At 72.6% G+C, this 15,477-nt stretch carries 13 protein-coding genes; 7 read left to right on the forward strand and 6 right to left on the reverse strand.

The genetic code is table 11. The features are described 5' to 3' along the window. The 3 genes from ABZ404_RS24290 to ABZ404_RS24300 all read left to right on the forward strand — a co-directional run bounded on the left by ABZ404_RS24290 (position 1) and on the right by ABZ404_RS24300 (position 4,317). Positions 1–1,020, forward strand: a complete 1,020-nt coding sequence (locus tag ABZ404_RS24290; protein WP_358834539.1) for an LLM class flavin-dependent oxidoreductase — start codon at positions 1–3, stop codon at positions 1,018–1,020. Between the two features lie 10 nt (positions 1,021–1,030). Next, a complete protein-coding gene (locus tag ABZ404_RS24295; protein ID WP_358834538.1) occupies positions 1,031–3,442 on the forward strand; it encodes an excinuclease ABC subunit UvrA in 2,412 nt (803 codons plus the stop codon). A 200-nt stretch (positions 3,443–3,642) separates the two neighbouring features. Next, complete coding sequence (locus ABZ404_RS24300) at positions 3,643–4,317, forward strand: hypothetical protein (RefSeq protein WP_358834537.1); 675 nt, start codon at positions 3,643–3,645, stop codon at positions 4,315–4,317. Positions 4,318–4,415: 98 nt separating this feature from the next. Here ABZ404_RS24300 and ABZ404_RS24305 read toward each other — a convergent pair whose 3' ends face one another. From ABZ404_RS24305 to ABZ404_RS24315, 3 genes are read right to left on the reverse strand one after another with little or no spacing between them, the layout of a single operon-like run. Beyond that, on the reverse strand, positions 4,416–5,171 hold the full coding sequence (locus tag ABZ404_RS24305; protein ID WP_358834536.1) for a succinate dehydrogenase/fumarate reductase iron-sulfur subunit: 756 nt from the start codon (positions 5,169–5,171) through the stop codon (positions 4,416–4,418). After that, the gene (locus ABZ404_RS24310; RefSeq protein WP_358834535.1) at positions 5,168–7,153 is read right to left on the reverse strand and encodes a fumarate reductase/succinate dehydrogenase flavoprotein subunit; all 1,986 of its coding nucleotides are present in this window, start codon (positions 7,151–7,153) and stop codon (positions 5,168–5,170) included. The genes ABZ404_RS24305 and ABZ404_RS24310 overlap by 4 nt, the downstream gene beginning before the upstream one ends. Then, on the reverse strand, positions 7,154–7,861 hold the full coding sequence (locus ABZ404_RS24315) for a succinate dehydrogenase (RefSeq protein ID WP_358834534.1): 708 nt from the start codon (positions 7,859–7,861) through the stop codon (positions 7,154–7,156). Between the two features lie 82 nt (positions 7,862–7,943). Here ABZ404_RS24315 and ABZ404_RS24320 point away from each other — a divergent pair, with 82 nt between their 5' ends. Continuing rightward, a complete protein-coding gene (locus tag ABZ404_RS24320) occupies positions 7,944–8,831 on the forward strand; it encodes a LysR substrate-binding domain-containing protein (protein ID WP_358834533.1) in 888 nt (295 codons plus the stop codon). A 23-nt stretch (positions 8,832–8,854) separates the two neighbouring features. On the opposite strand, the gene ABZ404_RS24325 is transcribed toward ABZ404_RS24320, so the two are convergent. From ABZ404_RS24325 to ABZ404_RS24335, 3 genes are all read right to left on the reverse strand, one after another. Beyond that, positions 8,855–11,029 (reverse strand): EAL domain-containing protein, encoded by a 2,175-nt coding sequence (locus tag ABZ404_RS24325; RefSeq protein ID WP_358834532.1) that lies wholly within the window; start codon positions 11,027–11,029, stop codon positions 8,855–8,857. After that, positions 11,026–11,838, reverse strand: coding sequence for an SAM-dependent methyltransferase (locus ABZ404_RS24330; protein WP_358834531.1), 813 nt, complete (start codon positions 11,836–11,838; stop codon positions 11,026–11,028). The genes ABZ404_RS24325 and ABZ404_RS24330 overlap by 4 nt, the downstream gene beginning before the upstream one ends. A gap of 237 nt (positions 11,839–12,075) precedes the next feature. Next, a complete protein-coding gene (locus tag ABZ404_RS24335) occupies positions 12,076–13,050 on the reverse strand; it encodes an SCO0930 family lipoprotein (protein WP_358834530.1) in 975 nt (324 codons plus the stop codon). 228 nt (positions 13,051–13,278) lie between these two features. Here ABZ404_RS24335 and ABZ404_RS24340 point away from each other — a divergent pair, with 228 nt between their 5' ends. The 3 genes from ABZ404_RS24340 (at position 13,279) to ABZ404_RS24350 (ending at position 15,396) form a co-directional block, all read left to right on the forward strand. Continuing rightward, complete coding sequence (locus ABZ404_RS24340; RefSeq protein ID WP_358990859.1) at positions 13,279–13,851, forward strand: hypothetical protein; 573 nt, start codon at positions 13,279–13,281, stop codon at positions 13,849–13,851. Between the two features lie 55 nt (positions 13,852–13,906). Continuing rightward, the gene (locus ABZ404_RS24345; RefSeq protein ID WP_358837862.1) at positions 13,907–14,671 is read left to right on the forward strand and encodes a hypothetical protein; all 765 of its coding nucleotides are present in this window, start codon (positions 13,907–13,909) and stop codon (positions 14,669–14,671) included. A 179-nt stretch (positions 14,672–14,850) separates the two neighbouring features. Beyond that, positions 14,851–15,396, forward strand: coding sequence for a hypothetical protein (locus ABZ404_RS24350; RefSeq protein ID WP_358837863.1), 546 nt, complete (start codon positions 14,851–14,853; stop codon positions 15,394–15,396). Positions 15,397–15,477 lie beyond the last annotated feature (81 nt).

The raw sequence follows: 15,477 nt of genomic DNA on the forward strand, positions 1-15,477 counted from the left end.
GTGAGCTCAGTGATCGCGTCGACGCGCTTCTCCGTCCTGGACCGCTCCCGTATCCGCGCGGGGCACGACGGCCCCGGGGCCCTGCGGGACACCGTGGCCTTCGCCCGCGAGGCCGAGCGGCTCGGCTACCACCGTTTCTGGGTCTCCGAGCACCACAGCGTGCCCGGGGTCGCTGGTTCCGCGCCGACCGTGCTGGCCACCGCCGTCGCCGCCGCGACCTCCACCATCCGCGTCGGCACGGGCGGCGTGATGCTCCCCAACCATCAACCGCTGGTGGTGGCGGAGCAGTTCGGTGTACTGGAGTCGCTCTTCCCCGGGCGGATCGACATGGGCCTGGGCCGCTCGGTCGGCTTCACCGACGGCATCCGCAGGGCACTGGGCCACGGCAAGGAGGACGCCGACGCGTTCCCGGAGCGGCTGACGGAACTGCTCGGCTACTTCGACGGTACGCAGCGGGTCCACCCGCAGGTGCACGCGCGCCCGGCCGAGGGCCTGCGCGTCCCCCCGTTCGTGCTCGCCACCGGCCAGGGAGCCCGGCTCGCCGCAGAGGCGGGGCTGCCGCTGGTCATCGCCGCCGTACGCGGCGAGGACGCGATGCTGCGGGTGATCGACGACTACCGCGCGGCGTTCCGGCCCTCCGCCTGGAGCGAGCGGCCGTACGTGGTGCTCTCCGGCACGGTCGCGGTGGCGGCCACGACCGAGGAGGCCCACCGCGTCCTGCTGTCCGAGGCGTGGTCCACGGCGTACTCCCGTACCCGGGGCGCGTTCCCGCCGCTCTCCCCGGCCGAGGAGATCGGGACGCTGACGATGACCGAGCGCGAGCGCGCCCTGTTCGAAGAGGCCCTGCACGGCCAGGTCCACGGCACCGAGGACGAGGTCGAGAGCGCCCTGGAGAAGCTGCTGACGCGCAGCGGGGCCGACGAGTACCTGGTCACCACGAGCACGTACGACCGCGCCGCCCTGCTGGACTCCTACCGTCGACTGGCCCGGGTCGCGGGTCTGACCAGCGCGTCCGCCTAGGATTTCCGGTATGCCAAGCCCCGCGCGACCCGCCACGGACCCGACCGGCCAGGCCCACGACCCCTTCGTCCGGGTCACCGGCGCCCGCGAGCACAATCTGCGCGGGGTCGACGTGGCCGTCCCCCGGGACGCCCTGGCGGTCTTCACCGGTGTCTCCGGGTCGGGGAAGTCCTCGCTGGCCTTCGGGACGATCTACGCGGAGGCCCAGCGGCGCTACTTCGAGTCGGTGGCGCCCTACGCGCGGCGCCTCATCCACCAGGTGGGCGCGCCGAAGGTCGCGGAGATCACGGGGCTGCCGCCCGCCGTCTCGCTGGAGCAGCGGCGTTCGTCCCCGACCTCGCGCTCCTCGGTGGGCACGGTCACCACGCTCTCCAACTCGCTGCGGATGCTGTTCTCCCGCGCAGGCACCTACCCGGCGGGCGCCGCGCGCCTGGACTCCGACGCCTTCTCGCCCAACACGGCGGCCGGGGCCTGTCCCGAGTGCCAGGGGCTGGGCCGGGTCCACCGGACGGATGAGGACCTGCTCGTCCCCGACCCCTCGCTGTCCATCCGCGAGGGCGCGATCGCGGCCTGGCCGGGCGCCTGGCAGGGCAAGAACCTGCGGGACGTCCTCGACGCCCTCGGCTACGACGTCGACCGGCCCTGGCGCGAGCTGACGGCGCGGGACCGCCACTGGATCCTGTTCACGGACGAGCAGCCGGTGGTCACCGTGCACCCGGTGCGCGAGGCGAACCGTATCCAGCGCCCCTACCAGGGCACGTACATGAGCGCGCACCGCTATGTGATGAAGACGTTCGCGGAGAGCAGGAGCGCGGCGCTGCGCGCCAAGGCCGAGCGCTTCCTGACCGCGACCGACTGCCCCGTCTGCCGCGGCAGCCGGCTGCGGCCGGAATCCCTCGCGGTCACCTTCGCCGGCCGGACCATCGCGGAGCTGGCCGCGCTCCCCCTCGACGCCCTCGCCGAGCTGCTGCGCTCGGCCGACGGCGGCCCCACGGCCGAGGTGCTGACCTCCGACCTGCTCCGCCGGATCGGCCCCGTCATCGAGCTGGGCCTCGGCTACCTCAGCCTCGACCGGACCGCGCCCACGCTCTCGGCCGGGGAGTTGCAGCGGCTGCGGCTCGCGACCCAGCTGCGGTCGGGGCTCTTCGGGGTGGTGTACGTGCTGGACGAGCCGTCGGCGGGGCTGCACCCGGCCGACACCGAGGCCCTGCTCACCGTCCTGGACCGGCTGAAGGCGGCCGGGAACTCGGTGTTCGTCGTCGAGCACCACCTCGATGTGATGCGGCACGCCGACTGGCTGGTGGACGTGGGCCCGTACGCCGGTGAGCACGGCGGGCGGGTCCTGCACAGCGGGCCGCCGGAGGCGCTGGCGGAGGTCGCCGCGTCGCAGACCCGGCGCTTCCTCTTCGACACCGGGCCCGCCCCGGTCCGCGCGGTGCGCGAGCCGTCCGGATGGCTCAAGGTGGGACCGGTGACCCGGCACAATCTGCGGGGCCTGACGGCCGAGCTGCCGCTGGGCGTGTTCACGGCCGTGACGGGCGTATCGGGCTCGGGCAAGTCCACCCTGCTGGGCGAGGTGACCGACCGGCTCCCGGGCGTGGAGCGGCTGGTGACGGTCGATCAGAAGCCGATCGGCCGCACCCCCCGGTCCAACCTCGCCACCTACACCGGCCTCTTCGACGTCGTCCGCAGGCTCTTCACCGCCACCGAGGAGGCGCGGGCGCGCGGCTACAAGGCGGGCCGGTTCTCCTTCAACGTGCCCGGCGGGCGCTGCGAGACCTGCCAGGGCGAGGGGTTCGTCTCGGTGGAGCTGCTGTTCCTGCCGAGTACGTACGCGCCCTGCCCGGACTGCCACGGCGCCCGGTACAACCCGCGGACGCTGGAGGTCACCCACCGGGGCCTGACCATCGCGCAGGTGCTGGACCTGACGGTGGAGGCGGCGGCGGAGTTCTTCGCGGACACCCCGGCCGCGGCCCGGAGTCTGCGCGCGCTGCTCGACGTGGGCCTGGGGTATCTGCGCCTGGGCCAGCCCGCCACCGAGCTGTCCGGCGGAGAGGCCCAGCGCATCAAGCTGGCCTCCGAGCTCCGCGGGGCCTCCCCCGCCCGGCCGAAGCCGGGAGCCCGGGGAAGCGTACGCCGGGAGCACACGCTCTATCTGCTGGACGAGCCCACGACCGGGCTGCATCCGGCCGATGTCGAGGTGCTGCTGCGCCAGTTGCACGGCCTCGTCGACGCGGGCCACTCGGTGGTGGTGGTCGAGCACGACATGACGGTGGTGGCGGGCGCGGACTGGGTGATCGACCTCGGGCCCGGCGGGGGCGACGCGGGCGGCAGGATCGTGGCGGCGGGCCCGCCGCGCGAGGTCGCATCGGCGGGGGCGGGACGCACGGCCCCGTATCTGGCGAGGGCGCTCGACGGCTGACGGGGCCGCCGGGGATCCGGGGCGCGATCAGTAGCAGATCCGCCCCGGACAGCAAGCTGACGGCCCGTCAATTCCTGGCGCGGGAGCGCCTGTTCGGTCCCGGAAAGCGGACTTACTCTCAAGTTCACCAGGGTATGACGTCACCCCCGTTCCTCCTCGCACCCCCACACCATCGAAGCCGTTCGATCGAGGAGCCCCCCATGGCAACCCGCAGATTCCGCGCGCCCGCCGCCCTCCTGGCCGCCGCGGCAGCCCTCGCCCTCGGCGCCACCACCGCCGCGGGCGCCGCCGCCCCCGGCCCCACCACCGTGAACCCGGCCGGGCACTCCTTCACCGCCAAGCTCAGCGGCAAGGCCGTCTTCACCGCCGGCACCACCACCATGACCTGCACGGTCTCCGTCTCCGCCCCCACCGGACCGGCCACCAACAAGGTCCCCGCCGCCCCCGGCAACCACAACGCCGCGGGGCCGGTCTCCGCCACCATCAGCCCGCCGACCTTCAGTGGCTGCACCACCAGCATCTTCGGCGTCGGGGTGACCGTCACCAGCAACGCCACCAACGGTGCCTGGAGCATCTCGGCCCAGAACGGCTCGCCCGTCGCGGCCGGGCTCACCATGCCCAAGGCCGGGGTCGTCATCAGGACCAGCGGTCTCGCCAGCTGTACGCTCACCGCCTCGCCCAGCGGCCCCAGCAGTGTCAACGGCACCTGGACCAACGGGGCCCCGTCCAGGCTCGCCATCGCCAACGCGCCCGTGGCGGCCACCGGAACGGGCGGATTCCTCTGCCCGACCGGCGACCAGACGGCCACCTTCTCCGCCACCTACGACGTCACGGACACCACCGACCCGGCCCAGCAGATCACCGTGACCAGCTGATCACCGTGACGAGCTGATCACCGTGACGAGCTGATCCGCCCGTACACCGGCGGGTGTGCCCCGGACCCCCGGCCCGGGCCCACCCGCCGCCTCCCGCCTCAGCGGCCCGCCCGGCGCGCCTTCCTGGTCGCGCGCAGCCACTCCTTGTTCATCGCCGCGATGGAGGGCAGCGGGATGCCCTTGGGGCAGGCGGTGGCGCACTCGCCGGTGAGGGTGCAGCCGCCGAAGCCCTCGGCGTCCATCTGCTCCACCATGTCCAGCACCCGGGTCTCGCGCTCGGGCGCGCCCTGCGGCAGGACGTTCAGATGGTTGACCTTGGCCGAGGTGAAGAGCATCGCCGAGCCGTTGGGGCAGGCCGCCACACAGGCGCCGCAGCCGATGCACTCGGCGTGCTCGAAGGCGAAGTCGGCGTCCGGCTTGGGCACCGGGGTCGCGTGCGCCTCGGGCGCGGCCCCCGTCGGGGCGCTGATGTAGCCGCCCGCCTGGATGATCCGGTCGAAGGCCGAGCGGTCCACCACCAGGTCCTTGACGACCGGGAAGGCCGCCGCCCGCCACGGTTCGACGTCGATGGTGTCGCCGTCGCGGAAGGCCCTCATGTGCAGCTGGCAGGTGGTGGTCCGCTCGGGCCCGTGCGCGTCGCCGTTGATGACCAGGCTGCACGCGCCGCAGATGCCCTCGCGGCAGTCGTGGTCGAAGGCGACCGGGTCCTCTCCGGAGAGGATGAGCTCCTCGTTGAGCGTGTCGAGCATCTCCAGGAAGGACATGTCGGCCGAGATGCCGTCCACTTCGTAGGTGGACATCGCTCCGTCGGCGTCGGCGTTCTTCTGCCGCCAGACGCGCAGGGTGAGCTTCATGCGTAGCTCCGCTGGGTGGGGTGGACGTACTCGAAGACGAGGTCTTCCTTGTGCAGGACGGGGGCGGCGCCGGTCTCGGAGAACTCCCAGGCGGCGGCGTACGAGAACTCCTCGTCGCGCCGGGCCGCCTCGCCCTCGGGGGTCTGGGACTCCTCGCGGAAGTGGCCGCCGCAGGACTCGGCGCGGTGCAGCGCGTCCAGGCACATCAGCTCGGCGAGCTCCAGGTAGTCGACGACCCGGTTGGCCTTCTCCAGGGACTGGTTGAACTCCTCACCGGTGCCGGGCACCTTGATGCGGCGCCAGAACTCCTCCCGGATCCGGGGGATGCGCTCCAGGGCCTTGCGCAGTCCCTCCTCGGTGCGGGCCATTCCGCAGTACTCCCACATGAGTTCGCCCAGTTCGCGGTGGAAGGAGTCCGGGGTGCGGTCGCCGCCGACGGCGAGCAGCAGGTGCAGCCGGTCCTCGGTCTCCGCGACGGCCTCGGCGACCACCGGGTGCTCGTCGGTGACCGGCTCCAGGTGGGGGTGGCGCGCCAGGTAGTCGTTGATGGTGGCGGGGAGCACGAAGTAACCGTCGGCCAGGCCCTGCATCAGGGCCGAGGCGCCGAGCCGGTTGGCGCCGTGATCGGAGAAGTTGGCCTCGCCGATCGCGAACAGACCGGGAACGGTGGTCTGGAGGTCGTAGTCGACCCACAGCCCGCCCATCGTGTAGTGCACGGCGGGGTAGATCCGCATGGGCACCTCGTACGGGTTCTCGGCGGTGATCCGCTCGTACATCTCGAAGAGGTTGCCGTACTTCTCCTCGACCTTGTCGCGCCCCATCCGCGCGATGGCGTCCGCGAAGTCGAGGTAGACGCCCTGACCTCCGGGGCCCACCCCGCGTCCCTCGTCGCAGACGTTCTTGGCGGCGCGCGAGGCGATGTCGCGCGGGACGAGGTTGCCGAAGGAGGGGTAGATCCGCTCCAGGTAGTAGTCGCGCTCGTCCTCCGGGATCCGCGCGGCCGGGCGGGTGTCGCCCTTGGCCTTCGGCACCCAGATGCGGCCGTCGTTGCGCAGCGACTCGCTCATCAGGGTCAGCTTGGACTGGTGCTCGCCGGTGCGCGGGATGCAGGTGGGGTGGATCTGGGTGAAGCAGGGGTTGGCGAAGTACGCGCCGCGCCGGTGGGCCCGCCACACCGCGGTGGCGTTGGAGTTCATGGCGTTGGTGGAGAGGTGGAAGACGTTGCCGTAGCCCCCGGTGGCGAGCACCACCGCGTCCGCGAAGTAGGTGTCGATCCGGCCGGTGACCAGGTCGCGGGCGACAATGCCGCGCGCCCGGCCGTCCACCACGATCAGGTCCAGCATCTCGGTGCGGGCGTGCAGTTCGACGTTGCCCGCGGCGATCTGCCGCGACAGCGCCTGGTAGGCGCCGAGCAGCAGTTGCTGGCCGGTCTGACCGCGCGCGTAGAAGGTGCGGGAGACCTGGACGCCGCCGAAGGAGCGGGTGTCGAGGAGCCCGCCGTACTCGCGCGCGAAGGGCACGCCCTGGGCCACGCACTGGTCGATGATCTCTACGGAGATCTCCGCGAGGCGGTGGACGTTGGACTCCCGTGCCCGGAAGTCGCCGCCCTTGACGGTGTCGTAGAACAGGCGCCGGACGGAGTCGCCGTCGTTGCGGTAGTTCTTGGCGGCGTTGATGCCCCCTTGCGCGGCGATGGAGTGGGCGCGGCGCGGGGAGTCCTGGAAGCAGAACTGGACCACGTGGTAACCCTGTTCGGCCAGGGTGGCGCCCGCCGAGCCGCCCGCGAGCCCGGTGCCGACGACGATCACGGTGTGCTTGCGGCGGTTGGCCGGGTTGACGAGCTTCGCCTCGAAGCGGCGGGTGTCCCAGCGCTCGGCGACGGGACCCGGGGGCGCCTTGGTGTCGGCGATCGGCTCGCCGAGCGTGTAGGCGGCGTAGTCGGTGTAGGCGGGGTGGTCGGTGTGGTCGGTGTGCGAGGTCATTCAGCTCACCACTCCGGTCATGACGGCGACGGGGACGGCGACGAAGCCGGCGGTCAGCACCAGCGCGAGGGCGTTGGCCAGGGTCTTGAGGAACCGGTCGCGGGCCGCGCTGCCGGCGCCCAGGGTCTGGGCCGCGCTCCACAGGCCGTGCCGGACGTGCAGGCCGAGGGCGAGCATCGCCACGATGTAGACGGTGTTGCCGTACCAGGTGGAGAAGGTGTCGACCACGTTCTGGTACGGGTGCCCGGACTGGAAGCCGCCGGGGTGCGCGGTCCCGGTGGTCAGGTCCAGGATGTGCCAGACGATGAACAGCCCGAGGATGACGCCGCCCCAGCGCATGGTGCGGGTGGCGTAGCTCGCGCGGCGGCGCTTGTGGACGTAACCGTCGGGGCGCGCCCGCAGATCGCGCCGGCTCAGCTGGTAGGCGCAGACCGCGTGCGCGACGACGGCGGCGACCAGCACCACCCGGATGATCCAGAGCGCCCATTCGTAGTGCAGGAACGGCTCGCCGACGGTGCGCAGCCAGTGCGCGTACCCGTTGAAGTCGCCCGCGCCGAAGAAGATCTTGAGGTTGCCGAACATGTGGACGGCCAGATAGGTCAGCATGATCAGACCGCTGACGGCCATGACCGTCTTCTTGCCGACGGTCGAGTCCCACACGGTGCGCGTCAGCGACGGTTTTCGGTCCGTCCGCGTTGCCAGAGCCATGCCGTAGACGCTAGGGGCGGAACAGCGAGAGGTCCAAGACATGGATACGCTCATTCCGATAGCCATGACCTATCGTGGTCCCATGCAGTTCCAGCAGCTCCTGTACTTCGTGGCCGTCGCCGAGACCCGCCACTTCACCCGCGCCGCCGAGCGGGTCCACGTCTCGCAGCCCTCGCTCTCCCAGCAGATCAGGGCGCTGGAGAAGGAGCTGGGCGCCGAGCTGTTCAGCCGCGCCCGGGGCAACATCGCGCTCACCGACGCGGGCGAGGCGCTGCTTCCGCTGGCCCGCCGCATCCTCGCCGACGCCGACACCGCCCGTATCGAGGTGCAGGAGCTGGCCCAGCTGCGGCGCGGCCGGGTCCGGCTCGGCGCCACCCCGAGCCTGTGCACCGGTCTGCTGCCGGACGTGCTGCGCGCCTTCCACGACCGCCATCCGGGCATCCAGCTCCTGATCGAGGAGGGCGGCTCGCACGACCTGGTACGGGAGCTGGCGCGCGGCGCCCTCGACCTCGCCCTGGTGGTGCTCCCGCTGCCGCCCGGCTCGCCCGCGCTTCGGACCGTCGAGCTCATCCACGAGGACCTGGTGGTCGTCTCGGCCGCCACCGAACCGGCCCCCGGCAGCGACGGCCGCGTCCACGTCCGCGATCTGCGCGACGCCCCGCTCGTCATGTTCCGGCACGGCTACGACCTGCGTGAACTCACCGTCGCCGCCTGCCGCGCCGAGGGCTTCGAGCCGGTCTTCACGGTCGAGGGCGGTGAGATGGACGCCGTGCTCGGCTTCGTCCGGGCCGGGCTCGGCATCGCGGTGGTGCCGAGCATGGTGGCCGCCCGGGCGGGCCGCGACCTGCGGGTCACCCCGCTGGCCCGTCCCGGGCTGCGCCGCACGATCGCGCTGGCCCACCGCAGCGACGTGGACCCGCCACGCGCCGCGCGCGAACTCCGGCAGGTCCTGCTCGGGGTGGGGACCTGACGCCGGCGGACAGCGGGCAGGTGTCAGACGGCGTCGGTGAGGGCGAGCGAGTGGATGCGGTCCGGGGCGCCCGGACGCGCGTAGTACCAGCCCTGGGCGGTGTCGCAGCCCAGCTCGCGCAGCTGCTCGGCCTGCGCCCCCGTCTCCACCCCCTCGACGGTGACGGCCAGGTGCAGGCTGTGGGCCAGCGCCACGATCCCCTCGACGATCTTGATGTCCACGGGGTCGGCCGGGTGCTGCTGCATGGACCGGGTGAACGAACGGTCCAGCTTGAGCACGCTCACCGGGAGCCGGCGCAGGTTCGCCAGGTTGGAGTAGCCGGTGCCGAAGTCGTCGAGCGCGATGTCCACCCCCATGTCCGCGAGCTGGCGCAGCGGCTTGAGCAGGTCGTCGTCGGCGCCGATCAGCGCGGACTCGGTGACCTCCAGGCACAGCGCGCCCGGCTCCAGGCCGGAGCGCTCCAGCACCTCCACCGTGTCGGCCACCAGGCCCGGGTGGTGCAGCTGGGTGGGCGACAGGTTCACGTTCACCCGCAGCGGCCCGCGCGCCCGGGAGCCCGGGTGGCGCTCCTGCCAGAACCTGGCCTGGCGTACGGACTCCGCCATCACCCAGCGCCCCAGCGGCACGATCAGACCGGTGTGCTCGGCGAGCGGGATGAACCGGTCCGGGCCCAGCACCCCGTGCTGCGGATGCGACCAGCGCACCAGCGCCTCGGCCCCGTGGACACTGCCGTCGACCAGGTGCACCAGCGGCTGGTACTCGATGAAGAACTCCCCGCGCTCCAGCGCGGCCGGCAGCGCGTTGGTCAGCCCGTGCCGGGTGATCGCCCGGGCGTCGGCCTCCGGGTCGGCCCGCTCGAAGCGGTTGCCGCCCGCCGCCTTCGCCCGGTACATGGTGATGTCCGCGCTGCGCAGCACCTCCGCCGGGCCGCGCTCGCCCGCCGGGCCCTCCACCACGCCGATCGAGCCGCGCACGGAGATCTCGCGGCCCTCCAGGCGGATCGGGGCGGAGAGCACGTGGAGGATGCGGGAGGCCAGCTCGTCGACCTCGCGCAGGGTGTCGGTGCCGGTGGTCAGGGCCACGAACTCGTCGCCGCCGAGCCGCGCCACCATCTCGCCGGGCCCGGTCGCACAGCTCTGGAGCCGGTCGGCGACCTCCACCAGGAGCCGGTCACCCGCCGAGTGGCCGAGGCTGTCGTTGACCGCCTTGAAGCCGTCGAGGTCGAGGTAGCAGAGCCCGAAGCGCTTGCCCTCGCCCGCCGAGAGCGCCTTGTCGAGCCGCTCGAAGAACAGGGTGCGGTTGGGCAGCCCGGTCAGCGCGTCGTGGGTGGCCTCGTAGCGCAGCCGCAGGTTCAGCAGCCGCCGCTCGGTGGTGTCCTCCAGCAGGGCGAGCTGGTACTGCGGGCGGCCCTCGGCGTCGCGCAGCAGGGAGACCGTCAGATTGGTCCACAGGACGGTGCCGTCGCCCCGGTAGTACGGCTTCTCGACCCGGTAGTGGTCGCGCTCGCCCCGGACCAGCTCCTCGTACAGCTTCCAGACCTGCGGCGCGTCCTCGGGGTGCACCCACTCGCTGACGTTGCGGCTGCGGATCTGCCCCTCGACGCCGCCGAACATCCGGGTGAGGGTCTCGTTGACCTCCAGGACGTGGCCTTCGAGGTCGGCGATGCCGATGCCGACCGCGGCGCCCTCGAAGATCGCGCGGAACCGGGCCTCGGTGGTGTGCAGGGCCTCCTCGGCGGCGCTGCGCGCGCTGAGCGCGGAGCGGGCGATGGCCTCCTGCTCGCGCAGGGTGCGTTCGCGCAGCGCCTGGGCGAACCCGGCGGCCAGCGCGTGCTGGAGGCGGGCGCAGCGGGCCCGCGCCTCCTCCGCCCGCAGCTCCCCGCCCGTACCGCAGTACAGGACGAGGTAGGAGTCGACCACGCCGAGGGTGCGGCTGAGCGCGTCCGGGTCGGTGCAGTGGGCGCCGACCAGGGCGGCGCCGATCTCCTGCGCGGGCGCCGGGTCGAAGTGGCGGCGGTGCAGCGCCTCGATGAGCCGGCGGGCCAGCGGCAGCAGATGGCGCTCGAACTCGGGCCGGGTCAGCGAGGTGGCCGTCACCGGGAAGATGGCCCGGCTCCAGATCGTGGCGAACCGTCTGAGCCGGGACTCGGGACCGTCGGGATCGACGGGCTGCCCGTCCGCGTGGGCCGGGGTGCTCACGCTATGCGTCCCACGCCGGCGAACCCCGAGAAGGCGTACGGGTCTTCCTGCTCCGGCGAGTTCTCCGGGCGCCACATGGGCATCTGCACCAGACCGGGCGCGACCATCTCGAACCCGTCGAAGAAGGTGGCGATCTCCTCGCTGGTACGCATGACCAGCGGATTGCGGATGGTGCGGTAGACGCCCACCGCGCCGCCGGCCCGGTCCTCGCTGAGCGGGATGCCCTCGTACGCGGCGTGGGTGAGGATCAGCATGCTGCCGGGGGCGAGCGCGTCGCGCAGCTCGGCGACGGCGGCGCGCGGGTCGTCGGCGTCCTCCACGAAGTGCAGGACGGCGACCAGGAGCAGCGCGAGCGGCCGGTCCAGGTCGAGCAGGCCGGTGACCTCGGGGCTGGAGAGGATGTCCTGGGGCTTGCGCAGGTCGGCGGCGACCACGGCGGCGTGCTCGTTGCCCTCCAGGACGGCCCTGCTGTGCGCGACGGCCACCGGGTCGTGGTCGACGTAGACGATTCGCGCGCCGGGGACGGCGCTCTGGGCGACCTCGTGGACGTTGCCGAAGGTCGGTATGCCGGAGCCGATGTCCAGGAACTGCGTGATGCCCTCGTCCAGGGCGAAGCGGACCGCCCGCCGCATGAAGGCACGGTTCGCCTGCATCACCTTCGGCAGCCCCGGAATGAACTCCATGGCCTTGCGCGCGGCTTCCCGGTCCACCTCGAAGTTGTGCGATCCGCCCAGGTAGTAGTCGTAGATGCGGGACACACTCGGCACCGAGATGTCGATGCCCGTAGGGGCCCAGGCAGGACGCTCCATCTATGTCTCCAACAGCTCGCCGCGGCGTGTGATGGCCATGTGCATGGTCAGTGTTCGAGCTGAGGCTACTGATCGTCCGGCAAGAGGGCGAGTAAAAACGGAAAATGCCGATCCGTTATTGGTCACACACAAGTTCGGTCACATCGTCCGGAACACGCCCCGGTCCGGCCGGAACACACGTCGAACCCGCCACCGCGCGGGGGACACGGTGACGGGCCGACGGCCTGGGGAGGGCGCCTACTTGGCGGTGGCGATCAGCTTCCCCTCGGGCGACACGGCCCACCAGGTGCCGCCCACGCCCTGGCCGTTGGTGTCGCCGGGCTTGCTGTCGCCGGAGTAGGTGTAGACGGGCCAGCAGTTGATGGACTGCTGCTTGATGCCGTCGGGCCGGTCGAAGGTGACGAAGCCCTTCTGGATGATGCCCTCGGTGTTCTTCTTCTCGACCGGAGCGACCACCGGCCACTTCTTGAGGCAGTCACCGGTGCAGGCCGACTTCATGGGCCAGGCGGAGTCCTTCTTGAACCGGTAGACGGTCATCCCCCGGGCGTCGACGATGATCTTGCCGAGCTTGGCGTCGTCGCGGACCGACAGACCCGGCAGACCGGGAGCCTCCTGCTCCCCGGCGCCGGAGCTGTCCGCCGAGGCCGTCGCCTTCTTGCCGTCGGGGGCCGCGGCGTGCCAGGTGCCGCCCACCCCCTGCCCGGTGGCGTCGCCGGGCTTGGTGTCCTTGGTGTACCGGTACATCGGCCACCCCGCGATCGTCAGCTGCTTGCTGCCGTCGGTGCGGGTGACCTCGCCCATCAGGCCGGCGTCGGTGCCGGGAGGGGCGACGGCACTGCCCGCGGGCACGGCCGGCCACAGCTTCGCGCAGTCGCCGTCGCAATTCGACTTGGGCGGACTGGCGGTGTCCTTGTCGAAGCGGTAGAGCGTGAAGCCCGCGCTGTCGGTGACCACCTTGCCGAGTTCCTTGCTGTCCCACACCGCGAGCTGCCCGGCCGCCTTGGCGGCCGTCTGGGAGGTGGAGCCGGACGCCGAGCCGTAGCCGCCGTCCCCGTATCCGTAGCCCGTGCCGCTGCCGGCCGCCGGGGCGGCGTTGCCGACCGACTGGCCCTTGGGCGAGGCACTTCCCTTGTCCTGACCGCACGCCGTCGCCGTGAGTGCCAGTACTGCCGCCGCCGTCACCGCGAGCGAGGCGTTGCGCCAGGTTGCCATGTCAACTCCCGTTGATCCTCTGCTGGTTGTGGCGCCTGGGGTGCGCCTTTCATGGCTCTAGGTACGCGTCAGGGACCCCCGGGCGTTCAACGCCTGCGAAAGAATTTTCCCGCCCGCGCTGAATCGCCCCGGGCGGTTCCAAACGCAAAGCGGGCCAACCTCCCCCCATCAGGCGAATCCGTGCCCGTCTCATGGCCGAACCGCGCGCGGGGCCGGATGATCCTCGGCGTGCACGTACCCCACCTGGCCCAGCGGCTGCTCTCGGCCGCGGCCCTCGCCCTGCTGCTGGCCGGCCCCGCGCCGTCCGCGCGCGCGGACGCCTGCGCGTACGCCTCGGTCTCGGGCGGCGCCGGGGACGACTGGGCGGTCGCGGTCGCGGGGGGCGGCGTCTGCACGCCCCCGCCTCCGCCCCCCACACCGAAACCGCCGCCGCCGAGACCGCCCACGCCCAAACCTCCGCCGCCCGAACCCCCGCCCGCCCCACCGCAGCCGCCCCCGGCCCCGCCCCGGCCGGTGCCTCCGCCGGTGGGACCGCCCGCGCCGCCGCCCCCGAAGCCGGCGCCGGTGCGGCCCGCGGTGCCCGTACCGCCGGCGCCCGCTCCCCCGTCGCCGCCCGCGCCCGTACCGCCGAGCCCGTCGGCCACACCGCCGCCGCCGCGGCCGCGTCCGGTCGCCCTGCCCGCCTACCGCAGGCCGCCGCGGAAGAAGCCCTCGCAGGGGCTCTCCCCGGTGACGCTCACCCTGCTGATCACCGCGCCCGCGGTGGTCGCCGTCGCGGTCCTGCGCCCCCGCTCCCACTAGCCGTCGGCCCCCGGCGCGCCCGCGCCGCCCCACGCTCCCCCGCCGGAGGTACCCCTTGAAGGACTGGATCGTCCTCGCCATCGCGATGGCCGCCGCGTGCGCCGTCGTGCTGACCATCGTCGTCGTCAACCACCGCCGCATCCGCGAGGACGACGACCCCTCCCAGACCCCGGACGTCATGGAGTACATGACGATGATGATGGGAGTGGTGTACGCGATCGTCCTCGGTCTTGCCATCGCGGGCGTCTGGGAGGCCCGCGGGGCCGCCTCGGACACGGTCCGCCAGGAGGCGCAGGCGCTCCACGAGGTGAGCGAACGCGCCCAGGTCTACCCGGCCCCGGTGCGCGAGCGCATCCGCGCCGACGTCGACTCCTACGTCACCTACGTCGTCCACGCGGAGTGGCACCACATGGAGGTCGAGGGCGAGCTCGGCGACAAGGGGACGGTCCTGCTCGACCGGCTGCGCCGGGACGTCACGGCCTACCAGCCCGCCAACGACCACGAGGCGCAGGCCTACCAGCCGCTGGTCGACCAGGTGGCGGCCGTCGACGAGGCCCGCACGACACGCGGGCAGGGCGCCGGGGCGACGATGCCGGGGGTCGTCTGGTTCGGGCTGATCACCGGGGCCGTGGTGACCGTCGGCCTGATCTTCACGCTCCAGATCCGCCGCACCGGGCGCGAACTCCTGCTCGCCGGGCTCTTCAGCGTGCTCATCGCCTTCCTGCTCTTCCTGATCTGGGACTTCGACGCCCCCTTCGGCCGGGGCCTGTCGGCCACCGCCGCCCCCTTCCACGACCTCTTCCCCCACCTGTTCGACTGAGCTGGGCGCCCGGCGACACCCCGGCGGGTCCGCCGAGTGGGGGAACCGCATGCCCCATTCGCCGGACACCGATCGCGACCGGAGCCCCCCGCTCCTAGCGTGTCGGGCATCGAGGTGCATTTCCCGCATGGTGCGGAAACCAGTTCCGCGGTGCTCCTCGGGGACCCGGAGGATTGTCCATGGGCGCGATACGCATCGCATCCGCCACCTTGCTCGGCGCCGCGGCGATCACCCTCGCCGCCCCCGCGACAGCTCTGGCCGCCGACGGCGGTGGCGCGCACGGCAGTACCATCACGTCGTTCGGCTTCAGCGTGACCCCGTCCACCGTCGCTCCCGGCGGTTCGGTCACGCTCAACGTCACCGGGTGCCCCTCCACCGCCACCGCCTCCTCCGGCGTCTTCAACACGGTGACCATCTCGCCGAACAGCTCCACGACGGCCCAGGTCGACTTCCAGGCCAGGCGCGGTGCCACCTACACCGTGACGTTCATGTGCGCCGGCGAGCGGGGAACCACCGATCTCACCATCACCGGTGGCGGCTTCCCGACCCTGCGGCCCACCGCCACGCCCACCATCAGCACCACCACCGCCCCCTCGCGCGGTACCCGGGGCGGCGTCGGCGGCACCGCGCAGGGCGTCGACATGGGCGAGATCGCGATCGGCCTCGCGCTCGTCGCCGCGGCCGGCGGCGGTCTCATGCTCTATCTGCGCCGCCGCGACCAGTAAGGCCCCCGGCCCGCCCCCCACCCAGGAACGGCCGCGAACCGCCGGTCGTCCCGAGTCCTGGCCAGGACTCGGGACATCGAG

The organism is Streptomyces sp. NPDC005878, from assembly GCF_040629815.1.
GTDB lineage: Bacteria > Actinomycetota > Actinomycetes > Streptomycetales > Streptomycetaceae > Streptomyces.